Consider the following 18,294-nt stretch of genomic DNA (forward strand, 5'->3'; position numbering starts at 1 on the left):
TTTATTGATAAAATTTATTTAAAACTTTAATGAATTCGTTTTTATTTTCAATAGGTAAGGCGTTAATACCCGCCGCAGCTTTACGGCCACCACCAGTAACAAACTGACAGCAAACTTCATCTGCACCAGTACGATTATTTAAAGGTGCACGAACACTCACGGTGTAATCTTTCTTATTGTCATTCAATGTGAGTACTGCATGAGCCTTGTCTGGTGATTGATTTGCAAGCACGTTTCCAAACACACCACTGACACGCTTTGCCCATGCTTCACATGGCAGTAGATAGATTTCAGACACGTCAGTGCACACTATCGGCGTTAGCAGTTCAACATGTTGATAATCGGCCTGATACCCTTGTTTTAGAGCATAATAAGGAGATATTAAATCTCGCTTGAGGTCAAAAGGTGAAGAATAGCACATAAGCTGTTGAAACAATTCGGCTGGATCAATGTGCAAATCGTCAATCGAAGTTCCATAACTGTTGTAGTTGATTAAGGTACCCAACTCTTTTAAAAATGTTCTTTCATTGCAACTTAATCCGATAACATCGGCTAACTGATCAGCATTAACGTACATATTGTCACCGTAAGCACCAACTATAGCCCAATCAGCATACCGCCCCGCTAACTGCTGGTTGATCAACAAACTGGTACAAGTATTCGCCTCCAAATCAATGAGGGCTGTAAAATTGTCAGCTTGTGGCACTTCTCCCGTACGATGGTGGTCACAATAGAACAGAGGTATATCCAGATCTATCAATTCATAGAGTGAATCGATATTTTTTTCCATCGATATATCTAAGATGGTGCAGCCACTGATATCATTTTGTTTAACCACTCGCTGTAAAAGAGCAATGTCACGCTTTACACCAGTGACAAGCTTCGAGCATTTTGGGGCGGCCTTACGTAACTGAAGTAAAGCAATTATTCCATCAGCATCACCATTGAATACATCGTAATACATGATTAAATGTACCCTAACTTAGTAAGTTGATTAACTACAATATCTGCACATGCCTCAATAGATTGACCTTCAGTCTCGACATGAATATCTGGAGTTAATGGGGCTTCATACATTGAATCAATACCAGTAAAATTCTTAATCTCGCCCGCTCGTGCTTTCTTGTATAACCCTTTAGGGTCTCGTTGCTCGCACACCGATAATGGTGTGTCAATAAACACTTCCAGAAATTGCTTTGAAGATAAAAGCTCACGGACTTGTGCGCGGTCAGCAATAAATGGCGAAATAAATGCAGTTAATACTATCGTTCCCGAATCCACAAACAGTTTTGCTACCTCACCAATACGACGAATGTTTTCAACACGGTCCATGTCGCTAAATCCAAGATCTTTATTGAGGCCATGTCGGACGTTGTCACCATCGAGCAAATAGCTATGTTTACCTAAACTTAGAAGCTTACTTTCGACTGCATTGGCAACAGTGGACTTCCCTGAGCCACTTAATCCTGTAAACCAAAGCACCGTTGGCACTTGTTGCTTTTGCACGGAGCGTTGCTCATGCGTCACCGTGGAGCTATGCCAAACTACATCATCGCTAACAGACTCATTATCTTTTACTACATAGGGAGAGGTCATTCTTACAACTCATATAAAACTAAAATGGGAACACCATCGGAATAGCAATGGCGGCAACTACAATGTAAGTGACGGTAACTATCCAACCGACTTTAAAAAAGTCTATAAAAGTATAGCCACCAGCGCTCATCACCATAAGGTTAGTTTGATAACCAAAAGGACTGATAAAGGATGCACTCGCACCATAGGCCACCGCCATCACTAACGGTAAATACTCGATCTGGAATGTCGACGCTAATGCCAGGGAAATAGGCAACATAATCGCTGCAGCTGCTGTGTTGGTCATAATCTCCGTTAAGATAACGGTTAACACCAATATGCCAACTAGCACCCAAATGGGAGGGAGTTGCCCAGCTACAGATTCAAAGACTTGAGTTAATGCCAATGCCAGACCACTGCTAGAAAACGCACTGGCGACACACAAAGCTGATACTAGAATAATCAACAACTCAAACGGGAAACGTCGCCTTAATTGAGTTCCATCAATGATTTTACTCGTCAAAGATAAGAGCAAGAACCCAGACAATGTATCAACAAGGTCTAAACTGGTACACGCAGCTAAGACAATGGATAAAATAAAACCGACAATACCCAATAGGTTTTGAGTGAATGATAAGGGACTTTTAAGCGATTTATCACTTAATAGAAAAAAGTTTCTAGTTAGATTTGGGCGTTTTTTAAAGTCATCCCCGACAGCAAGAATCAGTTTATCACCACTTTGAATAACACACTCCCCAAGCTTGCCAGAAAGCCGCTTTCCTTGCCTAGCGATCGCTACCACTGCCGCATCAAAACGAGAACGAAACTCAACCTCTTTTAAAGTTTTATCTATCAATACAGATTCAGGGCTCACTAAGACTTCAACTAAGTTTTTACCTAACTCGAATTCATCTTCAACGTACAGCTTAAGGCCATCAAAAGAGGCCAGTTGTTTAACTTCTGAAACATCACCACTGAATACCAGTTTATCTCCTGCAAATACCAATTCACTCGGTGATACAGGGGTTATCAACTGTTTATCTCGAATAATTTCAGTTAAGAAAAGACCATCGAGTGATCGTAATCCATTTTCTAATATACTTCGACCTACGAGCTTACTTGTGCTCTCGACTTCAGCATCAAGGAAGTATCCCCCTAACGACTCAACTTTCACAAGGTCATCAGGAAGCCACCTGGAAACTATTATGACTACGAAACCACAACCGAGTAGTAAACTTACCCCCACAGGGAAAAAAGCAAAGATTGTCAGCGCAGGATAGCCTTGGTCTTCAAGTAAACCACTAACTACAAGGTTGGTCGCAGTTCCTATTAAGGTTAGAGTCCCCCCTAAAATAGAGAAGTACGATAAAGGAATCAGAAGTTTCTTAGGAGCATGGAATGGATTTTTGAGAACCCCCCCCATCAAAGTAGCGACCACTGCGGTATTGTTAAGTACGCTAGAGCTTAGTGCTCCCAGAGCTCCCAAACGCAATAGCGATTGCCCATAATGACGATGAGATAACATTTTTGCCACCCAACTAAGCAAAGCTGTCCTTTCTAGAGCGAGAGAAGAAAGTAGTAACAATAATAAGATAATCACAGAACGGTTAGTGACGTTCGAGAAAATAACGGCTTGTGAAAGCTCACCAGAAACGTACAGCACTGTCACTGAAAAAATAAACACATAGCTAGCTCTAAAGCGGTTACTGACCAGACCAATAATCAATCCAATAAGGACACACGCAGTGACAATCATGCTCAAACAACTCATTTTATATTCAAAATTAACGATATAATATCGTCAATGCTATTAGAAGTAGCCTTCACGCTTTTTCTTCTCCATTGAACCTGAACTATCGTGGTCAATGGCGCGCCCTTGACGCTCTGAGGTGGTTGTTAGCAACATCTCTTGAATAATTTCAGGTAGCGTCGTAGCTTTCGATTCTACAGCGCCAGTTAGTGGGTAACAACCGAGTGTACGAAAACGCACCATTTTTTCTTCTGCCACTTCCCCTTTGTTAAGCTTCATTCGCTCATCATCGACCATAATCAACATGCCATCACGCTGAACGACAGGGCGAGGTTTTGATAAATACAAACCCGGAATTTCAATATTTTCAAGATAGATATACTGCCAAATATCTAGCTCTGTCCAGTTAGATAGTGGGAACACACGGATACTCTCACCTTGGTTAACCTTGCCGTTGTAAATATTCCATAGTTCTGGTCGTTGATTTTTAGGATCCCAACGATGATGTTCGTCGCGAAACGAGTACACTCGCTCTTTCGCTCGAGATTTTTCCTCATCGCGTCGCGCACCACCGAAAGCAGCATCAAAACCATGCATATCTAGAGCCTGTTTTAAGCCTTGGGTCTTCATTATATCAGTATGTTTTGAACTACCGTGCACAAAAGGATTGATCCCCATAGCCACACCTTCAGGGTTCTGGTGAACAATAAGTTTCATTCCAACCTTATCAGCCATGTAATCGCGGAACTCGATCATTTCTTTAAATTTCCATGTAGTATCGACATGCATCAGAGGGAAAGGAGGAGTACCAGGAGCGAAAGCTTTCTGAGCAAGGTGTAGCATTACTGAAGAGTCTTTACCAACTGAATACAGCATCACCGGGTTATCAAACTCAGCCGCGACTTCACGCATAATATGGATCGATTCAGCTTCCAATTGCTTTAGATGCGTCATTTTTTCCGGCGTTATTTTCGTTGTCATGTTACGTTTCCCACATCCATTGAATGTTTCTACCTCAGTTAAAGCACTGAAGAGTATTTATTCGACTAAAAGTTCGATTAGATATTAAATCTGTTTGCCAACAGTATACCAACATAAGCGAAAACAATAAAACGAGACAAGCGAAGATCCCCTTTAGGATTCAAAACCTAGAATCAAAATCAGAGAGCTTAATGAACCTTTTCAGTAGTAAGTTGATTAAGTTACTTAGAAGCTACTAACTGTAAAGCAATTGAAATGATTAAAACCGTTTAACTGTAGAGTTTGATAGAAGGGGATGAGTCTAATTCTATCTATAATAGATGCTAGAGAAAAATCACCTACTAGTTAGTAGGTGATTTGGAGTAGATAATTAAAACGATAACTCTACTTAGCAAAATTCACAATTGGAAAGCACGGGAAGAAGCCATTGTCAGCACAGTTGATCAGACCAATCTGTACGCCTTCGATTTTGTTGGTTTTGTTGAAGATACCAACCTGAACCGTAGACACTTCTGAAAGGTTAGCTGCGCCAACATCAACCATAGTGTTACCTTCTGAGTAGTTCACAAAGCTCACGTTTGCACCTTTCACATCATTAGTGATGTTCACCGCACCTAGGTTAAGACCCGTCGTTTGGCCTGTGTTCCAGTTAAAAAAACCCAGTGATGCCCCTGTCATTTCTTGGTTCACTTTAGATGCACCAAAAATACCAAGGTTCACACCTGTTGTGGTTTGCGTCTCAGACATACCAACAACCGCAAGGTCGACACCTTTAAGGTCATTGACTTGTCCGTGAAGCAGAGCCAGACGTACACCGCCAACCGCATCAGAATCCGGAGCGTTGAAGCCATTAATTGTTGAAAACATAACAGGCGAAGAAGCAAATGCTGCCGGTGCCATTACCGCTGCAGATACAGCAAGTACTGAAAGTAATTTTTTCATTGGGGAGTCTCCACTGACTTATTGTTGACTTGATTAATCTATATTAAATCAAGTATTTATTGTCCTTCACTCAACAGCTATCCATGTTAAATCAATGTCATAACTGTACCATTGAATATAAGACCCTAAATCATAAAGAGCAATATTGAGCAGAGGATATCATGAGAGGCAAGAGTAAACATCGGCAGTCAGGTTTCTATAACTAGACGATAAAGATTCCCTATCACGCTCGTGCCTCGCTGTCGGGAGTGACGATTTCAAAGCATAAAAAAACGGAGACCGAAGTCTCCGTTTTCTAAAGCTTATGTATGACTTTCTCTGTTACGAGAAAGGGGGATGATTACATCATGCCGCCCATGCCACCCATACCGCCCATGCCACCCATATCAGGCATTGCAGGGCCAGAATCTTGAGGCTTGTCAGTGATCATCGCTTCTGTTGTGATCATAAGACCAGCAACGGATGCTGCGAACTGAAGTGCAGAACGAGTTACCTTAGTTGGATCTAGGATACCCATTGCAATCATGTCGCCGTATTCGCCAGTAGCCGCGTTGTAACCGTAGTTACCTTCGCCAGCACGAACATTGTTAGCAACAACAGACTCTTCATCACCTGCGTTCTTAGTGATTTGACGAATAGGCGCTTCCATTGCACGTAGTGCAACACGGATACCTACGTTTTGCTCTTCGTTGTCGCCTTCAAGGCCAGCAACTTTAGATGCAGCGCGGATAAGTGCAACACCACCACCAGCAACCACACCTTCTTCAACAGCAGCGCGAGTTGCGTGAAGTGCATCTTCTACGCGGTCTTTCTTCTCTTTCATCTCAACTTCAGTTGCAGCGCCTACTTTGATTACTGCAACACCGCCAGCTAGCTTAGCTACGCGCTCTTGAAGTTTTTCTTTATCGTAGTCAGACGTTGCATCTTCGATTTGTTGACGAATTTGAGAAACGCGACCTTTGATCATCACTTCATCGCCCGCACCATCAATGATGGTTGAGTTTTCTTTAGTGATCGTAATGCGCTTAGCTTGACCTAGGTCTTCTAGCGTTACTTTTTCAAGGTCTAGGCCGATCTCTTCAGAGATAACCGTGCCGCCCGTTAGGATAGCGATGTCTTGCAGCATAGATTTACGACGGTCGCCGAAACCAGGTGCTTTAACCGCAGCCACTTTAACGATGCCACGCATGTTGTTCACAACAAGAGTTGCTAACGCTTCGCCTTCGACATCTTCAGCTATGATAAGAAGTGGACGAGATGCCTTAGCAACTGCTTCTAGAGTCGGAAGAAGTTCACGGATGTTCGAAACTTTCTTGTCGATTAGAAGAATAAATGGGCTTTCTAGATCAACTGAACCGGCTTCTTGGTTATTGATGAAGTAAGGAGATAGGTAACCGCGGTCGAACTGCATACCTTCAACTACGTCTAGCTCGTCTTGCAGAGCCTGACCTTCTTCAACCGTGATTACGCCATCACGACCTACTTTTTCCATCGCTTCAGCAATGATGTTACCTACTGTCGAATCAGAGTTCGCAGAGATAGTACCTACTTGAGCGATAGCTTTCGTGTCTGAACAAGGAACAGAAAGGTTCTTCAGCTCTTCAACAGCCGCGATAACCGCTTTGTCGATACCGCGCTTAAGATCCATTGGGTTCATGCCAGCAGCAACGGCTTTTAGGCCTTCAGCGATAATAGACTGAGCCAATACTGTTGCTGTCGTTGTTCCGTCGCCCGCCGCGTCATTCGCTTGCGAAGCCACTTCTTTAACCATTTGTGCGCCCATGTTTTGGAACTTGTCTTCAAGTTCGATTTCACGTGCAACTGAAACACCATCTTTAGTGATAGTCGGTGCGCCAAATGATTTGTCTAGAACAACGTTACGGCCTTTAGGACCTAGCGTTACTTTTACTGCGTCAGCCAGAACGTTTACACCTTCTAGCATTTTAATACGTGCGTCGTTACCAAATTTAACGTCTTTAGCAGCCATCTTAATTTCCTTTAAAATTCTTTATTCAGTCAGTTCAGTTTTATGGGTCGGATTACTCAACGATCGCCATGATATTGAACTCAGACATTATCAGTACTTCTTTGCCATCGATCTTTTCCGCTCTAGTACCGCGGTCTTCTGCAAAGATAACTGTGTCGCCAACTTTAACGTCCAATGGTTGTAGTGAGCCGTTTTCTAGAATGCGGCCTTTGCCAACAGCTAGAATTGTACCGCGCGTTGATTTTTCAGCGGCAGAACCAGTTAGAACGATGCCACCAGCAGATTTAGATTCAACTTCTTGGCGCTCAACGATAACTCGGTCGTGTAGAGGACGGATATTCATCGGTCGTATCTCCTGATAATTTCCATTTAATATGATAATTGCCACGATTGGCATGGGGTTAAAGAGTATGTTGGGGCGATGTGGAAGAACCCAAGGGGGGAAAGAAAAAATTGTGATCGAAAGAGCAGATTCTCACCCCTCATCTTTCCTTGCTTTTCGTTTACTCGTATCCCACATCTGTTTATCCTACGGTTTTAGTTCCAACGGCGTTTTACATGCAAGATAAGCATGGGCTTCTCACGGCCCCGATAGCACAGACTCTACGCACCATGACCATACCGACTATCTTCGGCATGGTGGCGATCTTGATGTTTAACCTTGTCGATACTTTCTTTATCTCATTGCTCGGCACACAAGCACTCGCAGCGGTGAGCTTTACCTTCCCAGTCACCTTCGCCATAAACTGCATTACCATGGGCATAGGCATTGGCTTGTCGACATGTATTGGAAGATTACTTGGCCAAGGTTGCGCGCAAAATGCAGCTTGTTTTACCTGCCACAGTTTATTGCTTGCTGTGCTGCTTGTTGGTTTTGCATCAACACTAGGGCTTTTCACGCTAGAGCCTATGTTTACTCTGTTAGGTGCTGAACCTGAGTTACTGCCACTGATATCCGAATACATGTCGATCTGGTATTTAGCGATACCGCTGCTTGTTATTCCTATGGCAGGCAACAGCGCAATACGAGCCAGTGGCGACACCAAAACACCCGCCAAGATTATGATGCTGGCCGGCCTTATTAACGGCATTCTCGACCCGCTGCTGATCTTCGGTTACGGTCCTTTCCCAGAGCTAGGGATTCAGGGCGCAGCCATTGCCAGTGGCTTCAGTTGGTTTGGTGCGTTATGTGGTTCACTGTATGTGTTAACCATACGAGCAAAACTGCTTGCTCCGCCCAAACTAAAAAGCATCATCGATGACTGGAAACAGATCTTAACCATCGGCACACCCGCTGCTCTTTCTAATGCTCTGAACCCACTTGCTGGCGCCATAATCATGATGATGTTAGCCAAACAAGGAACAGAAGCAGTGGCAGCTTACGGAGCTGCCCAGCGTATTGAATCAATTTTGATCATCGTGTTGATGTCTTTAACTTCTGCCCTTACGCCTTTCATGGCGCAAAACTTTGGCGCAAACAACCCTCAACGCAGCTTTAAGGCACTGTTCCTCAGTATGCGTTTTGCTGTGATGTTCCAAGGTTTGATTTTCTTAATGATGGTGCCATTGAGCATCCCTTTAGCCGCCCTATTTTCTCAAGAAGAATCCGTACGAAGCATCTTGTGGCATTACCTGTTAGTTGTCCCATTTAGCTATGGCTTCCAAGGTATTGTAATGATGCTGATTAGTGCCATGAATGCGATGCACCAACCGCTCAAAGCCTTTCAATGGAGCTTCATGCGCCTGTTTGTATTCACCTTGCCCTTTGCTTGGATAGGCAGCCAAATCAATGGTGTCGAAGGACTGTTTATTGGTTTAGCTTTAGGGAACATTGTCGGCGGTGTTTCAGGGTATTGCTTTGCGCTTCGTGTTAGATCTAAAGCAGATGCGGGATGCGAGTAATCGAGATGCGAAAAGATATAAGAGCAGATACGAGATTCGGGTATCGAGATTCGAAGAACTTGAGAACAGAAAGAGACTAGAAGAAGGAAGATGACATGGAAGACACCATTTACAAAATGCTCTATAACGCACCGATTGGTAAGATGATCATTGTGAGTAATGGAGTGTCGATTATTGAAATTGACCATATAAATCATGAAGAGCTAATGATTAGCAATCCAGATGACCTTTGCCAACTGGCAGCGAAACAGTTAGGTGAATACTTCGCAGGTCACCGAACAGAATTCGATTTGCCATTAAGAGCGATAAAAGGCACTGACTTTCAAAGTAAAGCTTGGGTAGCTTTAACAACCATTCCTTACGGCGAAACCATCAGCTATGGCGAACAAGCAAAGAGAATGGACAACCCAAAAGCCGTAAGAGCGGTGGGTGGTGCGAACGGCAAGAATCCATTTAGTATTGTTGTCCCCTGCCATAGAGTCATCGGTGCGAATGGAACATTAACCGGCTACACGGGCGGCATGAACCGCAAAGAATGGTTACTGGATTTTGAGCGTTCGGTTCGACTCAAGCTAACAAATAACTCTCTGTCATTCCCTACAGCGAGGGACGAGCGTGATAGGGAATCTCTCTTTATGTTGAACACCAAGTATGACAAGCAATACTAGGCGTAAGATTCCAGATATTTCGTTCCTCAATTCTGGAATGACAGGATAAGAAGGTAACGAGTAAACGAGAACCGGAATGCGAAATGCAAAGAAGGAATGGTCTCTCTGCTTTCGGCTTTATCGCTACTCGGTTACCCGTATCTGCCCTTAAGCTCTTCGCATCCCGATTACTCGTACCTCACATCTATTCCTCAAACTCCAGATACAAAAAAACGGCCACACTTGCGTGCAACCGTTCTAGTATTCGATGAAAGTTAAAACTATTTATCTAAAACAGTAACTACTTAACGATCACGTCACCTGACATTTCAGCTGGGATATCAATACCAGACAGAGAAAGCATCGTTGGTGCAAGGTCAGACAGTTTACCGCCTTCTTTGAACTCAACGTCTTTACTACCTACATAGATAAGTGGCACTGGTAGGTTAGTGTGCGCTGTGTGGATGCCGCCTGTTTCTGGGTTTACCATCATTTCCGCGTTACCGTGGTCAGCGGTGATAAGCAGTTGGCCATCGGCTTCTTTGATTGCTTCAACCACTTTGCCAAGACATTCGTCTAGCGACTCTACCGCTTTAACCGCTGCATCGTAAACGCCAGTGTGGCCAACCATGTCACAGTTAGGGAAGTTACAAACGATAGCGTCGTATTTGCCACCTTTGATTGCCGCAACAAGCTTTTCAGTCAGCTCTGGTGCGCTCATTTCTGGTTGCAGGTCGTAAGTCGCAACTTTTGGAGAAGCAACAAGTTGACGCTCTTCGCCTTCAAACTCGTCTTCTTTACCGCCGTTGAAGAAGAACGTCACGTGCGCGTATTTCTCTGTTTCAGAAATACGTAGCTGTGTTTTGCCTTCTTTCGATAGCCATTCACCGTAAGTGTTCTCTAGAGAAGCCGGGGGGAATGCACATAGCAGTGGGATGTCTGCTGCGTATTGAGTCAGCATCACGAAATCGATCGCTGGGAATACGTTACGAGCAAAACCGTCGAAGCTAGGCACGAATGCACGTGTGATTTCACGCGCACGGTCAGCACGGTAGTTCATGAAGATAACCGCATCGCCATCAACGATAGCGGCAGACTCTTCGCCTTCCGCTTTAATTTCAGTCGCTTTCACGAACTCATCGTTTTCGTCACGAGCGTAAGCCGCTTCTAGGCCAGCTACTGCAGTGTCGAATGTGAACTCTGCTTTTGCTTGAGTCAGCAGGTCGTAAGATTCTTGAACGCGATCCCAGTTGTTATCACGGTCCATTGCGTAGTAACGACCAATAAGCGAAGCTACACGACCTTTACCTAGCTTAGCGAATAGCTCTTGGAAACGTGCAAGTGTATTTTCTGCGCTACGTGGCGGTGTATCACGACCGTCTAGGAATGCGTGTAGGTAAATTTTCTCTGCGCCACGCTCTGCTGCCATTTCAACAGCTGCATAGATGTGATCTTCATGAGAGTGAACGCCACCTGGAGACATAAGGCCCATGATGTGCACTGCTTTCTCAGCTTTCACTGCTTTATCAACCGCATTCACTAGCGCTTCAGTTTGAGCGAATTCGCCGTCTGCGATTGATTTAGTAATGCGCGTTAGATCTTGGTATACCACGCGACCCGCACCAATGTTGGTGTGACCCACTTCAGAGTTACCCATTTGGCCATCAGGTAGGCCTACATCTAAGCCAGAAGCCGAGATTAGCGTGTTAGGTTGGTTAGCAATAAGACCGTCTAATACAGGTGTATTAGCGTTCGCGATAGCGTTGTCTTGGTTGTCTTCACGGTAACCGTAACCGTCAAGGATCACTAGAGCCATTGGCTTCTTAGCTGACATAGGACTGACCTCGTTCAATTCAAAATAAATCGGTATAAAAACAAATTAGCGTAATTTTACTACAGTTTACAGTCAAAACTGTAGTGGAAGATCAAGAAACGTCGCAGGTAAGGTGATCGGATATGAAAAAAAATGTCGTTTACATTTTTATTCTTCCAATCAAGAACGCTCAATCAGTGATAAAGCGCTCATAAGGTCTCATGTACGACCGAGAAAGATCACGTAGATTCTACCTTACTCTTTTCTATCGAATCCAAATACACTAAAATTCACGAAACATACTTAATTAGGCTTAGTCGTGCTCCTTCCTTTACTTGATCTCGCGTTCTTATTCTTCTTTTCTCTTGCGACTATCTTTATTTTACGTAAATTTGCTAAGAAAATCGGTCTCGTAGATGAACCCGACTCTCGTAAGTTTCATAGTGGAGCAATACCACTCGTTGGCGGCATTTCAATTTGCATTTCACTTCTCTACTTTCTACTAAACAACCCAAACATTCTACCGAACACACCTCTCTATGCTGCGTGTATTCTCATCTTAGTTGGGGTAGGTTCTTTAGATGATAAGTTTGATTTAAGCTTCAAGTTGCGCTTCATGATCCAAGCAGGGTTATCTGTGGCCATGATGATGATTGGTAACATTGAGCTAAAAACGATAGGGGATGTACTCGGCAGTGGAGAGATCATTACGTTAGGTTGGTTTGGCTACTTAGTTACTATTTTTGCGGTAGTTGGAGCAATAAACGCATTTAATATGGTAGATGGGATTGATGGCCTACTAGGAGGGTTATCCGTGGTCACCTTTGGAGGTTTGGGGCTAATGCTCGCGTATGATGGACAGTACAACCTCTCATATATATGCCTAGTGTTAATAGTCGTTATCATCCCTTACATACTACTCAACTTAGGTGCATTTGGACGAAAAAGAAAAGTATTTATGGGGGATGCTGGAAGCATGCTGATCGGATTTACAGTTATCTGGCTTCTGCTTTTATCAAGCCAAAATGGAACATCTCCCCCCCTACGTCCCGTAACAGCTCTGTGGTTAATTGCTGTCCCACTAATGGATATGACTGCGATAATGATACGAAGGGTACGCCGTGGTGATTCCCCATTCAAACCGGATCGAGAGCACCTACATCATATCTTTCAAAGGTTAGGACTCAGCCCAAATCAAACACTAGTTTCGATATGCTCCATAGCAACTTTATTCGCAGCTGTCGGAATTGGTGCCGAAATAAACGGTGTTCCCGAATACATTATGCTTTATTTATTTTTAGCATGCTTCCTGCTATACGTAAAACTACTAAGTAAGAAGCGACACCAGGCACATAAATAAACTAATACTTCGAGTACTTGCAGATAAAGTGTATCGCCTCTTTTTCAATGGTATATTTCGATAACGTTTTAGGCTCGCCAGAAGCAATGGGTAACCACCATAACGCCCTATCGGATACACCGACTGGCTATAAACAATTTTTAATTGATGGATTGATAACCACATGAAAGTGCTACATATTTACCGTACTTGCTACCCTGAAACAAAAGGGGGATTAGAACAAGCTATTCGTTATATTTGTAAGGGCAGTAGTGAACAAGGTATCGAAAATACCATTCTAACATTGGGTATTGAGGATAAAGAATATCATTTTGAAGGCACACGAATCATCGTCGTCAAGAAAGACTTCGAGATATCATCTAATGGATTTTCATTTCGTCTAATTCGTCGGTTTAGAGAACTCAGTAAGAAAAACGATATTATTCACTACCAATACCCTTGGCCTACCGGTGATTTACTCAGCATTTTTTCCGACAAAAAACCATCACTGGTCAGCTATCAATCTGATATTGTTAAACAAAAATGGCTAAAAAAAATATACTTCCCTCTTGAGCAGTATTTTTTGTCTAATGTTAATCGTATCATTGCGAGTTCCCCTCAATATGCGCAAACAAGTAAAAATCTAATCAAGTATGCGAATAAAGTCGATACTATCCCTCTTGCGATCGATGAATCTACTTATCCAAAAATCAGTGAAGACGATATCCAAAAGTGGGAAGACTACGTTGGCAGAGACTTTTATCTATTTGTAGGTGTGCTTCGATACTACAAAGGGCTGCAATACCTTCTTGAAGCAGCAAAGTTAAATGGGTTACCTATTGTAATCGCTGGTGATGGTCCAGAAAGAGCCAATCTAGAAATGTATATAGAAAAGCACTCTCTTACCAATGTAACACTCGTGGGATTTATTTCTGAAGAAGACAAAGTCGCACTTCACACACTTTCAAAAGCATTTGTTTTTCCATCGCATTTACGCTCTGAAGCGTTTGGGATTTCATTAGTAGAAGCACAAATGTTTGGCAAGCCAATTGTAAGTGCAGATATTGGAACCGGTTCCTCTTATGTCAATATCGATGGAGTAACAGGGCTAACCGTACCACCGGCAGACGGCTCACAGTTTTCAGAGGCTATGCAAAAATTGGAAAACGATTTATCACTGTGCCAAAAATTAGGAAGTAGTGCTCGTCAACGTTTTGATAAAGAGTTCACAGCTGAGCGCTATGCTGATAGCTATATTTCGCTGTATCACGAACTAATCTCATCACATAATCATACAACAGAGTAAATCATGAACTTCTCGAGGTAGCAGACGCTATCTTGAGGAGTTGATCAACTGTATGTGACCACTTAAAGCCTGAAGCCCTTTTTATACCACACTCTACCAACTTAGCTTTACGTTCAGGGTCCCTAATAAGCTCTAAGATCGCATTTGAAATGGAGACTTCGCTGCTAGGATCGACTAAAAGAGCTCCGTTTGCTGCAACCTCTGCTGTTGCGCCCACATTAGAGGTAATAACAGGAGCACCCGAAGCCATGGCTTCAATAACAGGCAAACCAAAACCCTCATATAGTGACGGATAAATAAAAGCACCAGCCGATGCATACAAACGCTTTAAGTCATCATCCGCTACGTACCCAGTAAATATTATTTGCCCACGCTCAACTAAGTCTTTCGCATTATCCATCAATTCTGCATTTTTCCAGCCTTGGTCTCCAACCAAAACTAAAGGGTGCAACTTACGAACTGAATCAGGTAAAAGCTTAAAAGCGTCAATTAGCTTGTTTAAGTTCTTTCTTGGCTCCAAGGTTGCAACACTAAGAAGAAATTTATCATGCTCTATTTCGAGCGATTTAAGTAAAATATCGCACTCCTTTTTGGAATGAGCCTTAAAACCGCCAGAGACTCCCAAGTACAATGTCGAACTTTTGCTTTTACTGCTAGGAAAGAAGTCATGAAGTTCATCTAAAATAAAATCAGAATCGACAACTATATGATCAGACCTAGCAATGGTTCCCTGCATTTTATCCTTTAAATATGAAACCCTAGTGGCCGGATGAAAGCTAGGGTGAGATAGGAAAGATAAATCATGAACCGTTGTAATGGTTGTTCCCGAATAATTAAATGGGACAAAACTTGGTTCAAAATACACATAACCTTGATTCGCAAGTGTTTTTAATTGTTGTTGCGCTCGAAAAGAAAGCAAATAGCTTTTTAACTGATAAATGCCAGGAACAGATCTCAATAGCTCCACCAAAAGTCGCTTTTTAGGGCTTGGTGCGCTCTGGTCGGAACTTGGAAAGTGAAAGCAATAAGCGAGATCCGATAGCGCATCTCGAGTTAATAACTTACCGTTTCTAATACCAACAACATCTATATCGTGAGAGAGCAATTCACTGAGAATATTAAGGGTATAGTATCCTATACCCGTTAATGGCATTCGTATTGGCGATACATTGATCAACAATTTATTTGGCATGGTACATATCGGTCAAGGTTTTCTCTATATTGATCAAGGGTGCCTGACCAGTTAGTGATGCTAGTTTTGCATTATCCCCACCCAATACTTTAATCTCATTGTCACGAACAAAGTCTGGGTTGACTCTAACCTGGATACTGTATCCAGCAATATTTTCCATCATCGTAATTATCGATTGCAAGGAAATCACCTGACCAGAGCACAAATTCACAATCTCTGACTCAACATCAGATTCTAAAAGGTTAGCATAAGCTAGCGCTATATCGCGAACATCACTAAAGTCGCGAGATACATCTGTATTACCTAATTCTATCTCTAAAGCATTTTTCTTAAAGTGAGATACTATTTTAGGGATTAAGAAATTTTCAGCTTGACCAGGACCAGTATAGTTAAATGGTCGGGTGATAATCATTGGGATTTCGTTAAACCAGAGCTTTGCCATATGCTCCATTGCAAGTTTGCTCATCGCATAATGATTAACAGGCGAAGGCAAAACTGATTCTGAGATGCGTTGTACATCTTCGGGGTTACCATAAATGTTCGCACTACTCGCAAAAATAACTTTATCTAATTCTAGCTTAAGCTCTTTCGCTGCTTCTAGTAAGTTCAGCGCACCAAAAACATTGACGTCATAAAACGCTTTCTGGTCAGAATGCCCAACAAATGATAACGCAGCAAGGTGAATAATATAATCTGGTCTAACTTCATTCAGACATTCTACTACCGCATTGCGATCTGTCAGATCGCAAGCAACTTGGCCAGGTTTGGCTTCACGGTATACTAACCCAATGACAGAGTAGCCCCTAGAGAGTAACTCTTTTTCTACATATTTACCGGTGAAGCCATCAACACCTGTTAACAATACTTTTTTCATAATTTCATCTCAAAAAAAATGGCAACAGAAAACTGCTGCCATTTAGCAAAAAACGTTAAAGATTAGAACGAGAAGCCTTGCTCGTTACGACGAAGATCTGCTTCAACCATCATTGCACATAGCTCTTCTAGTGTTGTTGTTGGTTCCCAGCCAAGTTCTTTCTTCGCCTTTTCTGGGTTACCGATCAACAACTCTACTTCCGCAGGGCGATAGAATTTAGGGTTAATTCTCATAACGACTTTACCAGTAGCTTTATCTGTCGCGGTTTCGTTCTCTTCAGAGCCATTCCACTCTAGTTCAATGTCAGCAGCTTTGAATGCCATCGTAACAAAATCACGGACTGTTTCAGTACGATTAGTAGCAAGAACATAAGTATCAGGCTTATCTACTTGTAGCATACGCCACATACCTTCAACATAATCTTTAGCAAAGCCCCAGTCGCGCTTCGCATCCATGTTACCAAGCTCAAGCACATCTAGCTTACCTAACTTGATTTTCGCTACAGAGTCAGTGATTTTACGTGTAACGAATTCTTGACCACGCAACGGTGATTCATGGTTAAACAAAATACCACTAGTAGCAAAAATGTCGTATGACTCACGGTAGTTAATCACCATCCAGTGCGCATACAGTTTTGCAACACCGTATGGGCTACGTGGATAGAATGGCGTAGATTCACGTTGAGGAATTTCTTGTACCTTACCAAACATCTCAGAAGTCGATGCTTGATAAAAACGAATTTTAGGGTTAACGATGCGAATTGCTTCTAAAAGATTAACCGGACCAATACCCGTAATTTCAGCAGTAGTAAGAGGTTGGTCGAATGACACGCCCACGAAGCTTAGCGCTGCAAGGTTGTAAACTTCATCAGCACCCGTGTTTTGTAATAGACGAATACTGCTAGACAAGTCTGTTAGATCGTATTCCACAAGCTCCAAATTAGGATGGTTCTCAATTCCTAACTCTTCGATACGCCAGAAGTTCACAGAACTTGTACGACGGTATGTACCGTATACTTTATAGCCTTTATCCAAAAGTAGTTCTGCTAGATAAGCCGCATCTTGGCCTGTAATCCCTGTTATTACTGCTGTTTTCATCAAGTTATACCTTTTACCAATTCACTTTAAGTGTTTATATCTCAATTAGATAATCAATTATATATTGAAGACGTCTGAACAACCAGATTATATAAAGTTTTCAAAATCACCAAGTAACTTTAGCCAACAACATTATCTTAAGTTGACGCTTAGCCGATCACTCTACGAGTGAGTTGTTCTTTATTGTTGCCTTGTACTAATTTCATCCCTGGGTGCTACTAAATGATGTCATCAAAATGCATTTTGGAGCAAGTGGATTCAAACAAGTCTTGAGTCCAATTAGACTTTATATCGTAACGTATCCCAAGACTTTCCTCTACCTCCAATTCGAGCTTTAGCTAACGAACTTGCCCAATGAATGAACCAGCGAAGGAGTTATAACAAATCGATTTCGGCTCAGGTTGCCAACCTACAGCGACCTTGCGCGTTTAACCGTTCAATCATAAGATAACCTGCTACTGTGAAAGATATTGTCAACGATTCTCGCAGAAAAAATCAACGAGAGAAAACCCAAAATTTATACACAAAATAAGTAATCAGGGGAAGAACCGTACTGATTAAGACGATTCCAATCAAATAATGCCAGTTCATAACCTCAGCCAAAGATGAGAACAACACCGTACCAATAAGAGCGGTAGCTGACGCGAAAAGGAATTTTAAATACTTTGATACACTGGCGTTGGAAGAAAATACCCAATAAGCATTCATAAAATACGAAAGGATGTTCGTAATAAAAAAAGCTATTATATTAGAAAGCACTGGATTTAATCGCACTATTTCTACAGCTAGAATGACTAATGTCGTATGCACCAACGTATTGACAACGCCAATCGTCCCAAACTTAATCAAGCTTTTATATCTAAAAAAATACCGAGCTAAGATACTCATA

General features: G+C 42.4%; 15 protein-coding genes and 1 pseudogene. 4 read left to right on the forward strand and 12 right to left on the reverse strand.

Annotation, left to right across the window (positions count from 1 at the left end; all coding sequences use genetic code 11):
- Position 1: 1 nt before the first annotated feature.
- The 7 genes from AB4180_RS05950 to AB4180_RS05980 all read right to left on the reverse strand — a co-directional run bounded on the left by AB4180_RS05950 (position 2) and on the right by AB4180_RS05980 (position 7,578).
- Positions 2-964, reverse strand: a complete 963-nt coding sequence (locus tag AB4180_RS05950; protein ID WP_102248963.1) for a DHH family phosphoesterase — start codon at positions 962-964, stop codon at positions 2-4.
- Positions 965-966: 2 nt separating this feature from the next.
- Complete coding sequence (cysC, locus tag AB4180_RS05955; protein WP_102248964.1) at positions 967-1,596, reverse strand: adenylyl-sulfate kinase; 630 nt, start codon at positions 1,594-1,596, stop codon at positions 967-969.
- Between the two features lie 19 nt (positions 1,597-1,615).
- Positions 1,616-3,346, reverse strand: coding sequence for an SLC13 family permease (locus tag AB4180_RS05960; RefSeq protein WP_241909243.1), 1,731 nt, complete (start codon positions 3,344-3,346; stop codon positions 1,616-1,618).
- A gap of 39 nt (positions 3,347-3,385) precedes the next feature.
- On the reverse strand, positions 3,386-4,306 hold the full coding sequence (cysD, locus tag AB4180_RS05965) for a sulfate adenylyltransferase subunit CysD (RefSeq protein WP_102248966.1): 921 nt from the start codon (positions 4,304-4,306) through the stop codon (positions 3,386-3,388).
- 384 nt (positions 4,307-4,690) lie between these two features.
- The gene (locus tag AB4180_RS05970; RefSeq protein WP_102248967.1) at positions 4,691-5,248 is read right to left on the reverse strand and encodes a VC2662 family protein; all 558 of its coding nucleotides are present in this window, start codon (positions 5,246-5,248) and stop codon (positions 4,691-4,693) included.
- 340 nt (positions 5,249-5,588) lie between these two features.
- Positions 5,589-7,235 (reverse strand): chaperonin GroEL, encoded by a 1,647-nt coding sequence (gene groL / locus AB4180_RS05975; protein ID WP_065113252.1) that lies wholly within the window; start codon positions 7,233-7,235, stop codon positions 5,589-5,591.
- 52 nt (positions 7,236-7,287) lie between these two features.
- Positions 7,288-7,578 carry a co-chaperone GroES gene (locus AB4180_RS05980; protein WP_017097235.1) on the reverse strand — a complete coding sequence of 97 codons (291 nt, stop codon included), beginning with the start codon at positions 7,576-7,578 and terminating at the stop codon, positions 7,288-7,290.
- Between the two features lie 215 nt (positions 7,579-7,793).
- Between AB4180_RS05980 and AB4180_RS05985 the strand changes: the two genes are divergently transcribed.
- Positions 7,794-9,137, forward strand: a complete 1,344-nt coding sequence (locus AB4180_RS05985; RefSeq protein WP_102248968.1) for an MATE family efflux transporter — start codon at positions 7,794-7,796, stop codon at positions 9,135-9,137.
- Between the two features lie 95 nt (positions 9,138-9,232).
- Positions 9,233-9,700 (forward strand): annotated as a pseudogene (locus tag AB4180_RS05990) (methylated-DNA--[protein]-cysteine S-methyltransferase); the annotation flags it as partial.
- A 385-nt stretch (positions 9,701-10,085) separates the two neighbouring features.
- On the opposite strand, the gene gpmM reads toward AB4180_RS05990, so the two are convergent.
- The gene (gene gpmM / locus AB4180_RS05995; RefSeq protein WP_102248970.1) at positions 10,086-11,618 is read right to left on the reverse strand and encodes a 2,3-bisphosphoglycerate-independent phosphoglycerate mutase; all 1,533 of its coding nucleotides are present in this window, start codon (positions 11,616-11,618) and stop codon (positions 10,086-10,088) included.
- Between the two features lie 298 nt (positions 11,619-11,916).
- On the opposite strand from gpmM, the gene wecA reads away from it, so the two are divergent.
- Together wecA and AB4180_RS06005 are read left to right on the forward strand one after the other, a co-directional pair.
- Entirely contained in the window at positions 11,917-12,957 is a 1,041-nt protein-coding gene (gene wecA, locus AB4180_RS06000; protein ID WP_017097098.1) for a UDP-N-acetylglucosamine--undecaprenyl-phosphate N-acetylglucosaminephosphotransferase, read from the forward strand.
- A gap of 163 nt (positions 12,958-13,120) precedes the next feature.
- Complete coding sequence (locus AB4180_RS06005; RefSeq protein WP_102248971.1) at positions 13,121-14,242, forward strand: glycosyltransferase; 1,122 nt, start codon at positions 13,121-13,123, stop codon at positions 14,240-14,242.
- A 1-nt stretch (position 14,243) separates the two neighbouring features.
- Here AB4180_RS06005 and AB4180_RS06010 read toward each other — a convergent pair whose 3' ends face one another.
- From AB4180_RS06010 to AB4180_RS06025, 4 genes are all read right to left on the reverse strand, one after another.
- Positions 14,244-15,434: a glycosyltransferase family 1 protein gene (locus AB4180_RS06010; protein ID WP_102248972.1), complete on the reverse strand. Its 1,191-nt coding sequence runs from the start codon at positions 15,432-15,434 to the stop codon at positions 14,244-14,246.
- Positions 15,424-16,308, reverse strand: a complete 885-nt coding sequence (locus tag AB4180_RS06015) for a GDP-mannose 4,6-dehydratase (RefSeq protein WP_017097101.1) — start codon at positions 16,306-16,308, stop codon at positions 15,424-15,426. Before AB4180_RS06015 ends, AB4180_RS06010 begins: the two co-directional genes overlap by 11 nt.
- 62 nt (positions 16,309-16,370) lie before the next feature.
- Complete coding sequence (gene gmd / locus AB4180_RS06020) at positions 16,371-17,405, reverse strand: GDP-mannose 4,6-dehydratase (RefSeq protein WP_017097102.1); 1,035 nt, start codon at positions 17,403-17,405, stop codon at positions 16,371-16,373.
- 495 nt (positions 17,406-17,900) lie between these two features.
- On the reverse strand, positions 17,901-18,293 hold the full coding sequence (locus tag AB4180_RS06025; RefSeq protein WP_017097103.1) for a GtrA family protein: 393 nt from the start codon (positions 18,291-18,293) through the stop codon (positions 17,901-17,903).
- Between the last annotated feature and the right edge of the window lies 1 nt (position 18,294).

The sequence above is a fragment of the Vibrio sp. 10N.286.49.C3 genome (assembly GCF_041469545.1).
Lineage (GTDB): Bacteria > Pseudomonadota > Gammaproteobacteria > Enterobacterales > Vibrionaceae > Vibrio > Vibrio tasmaniensis_A.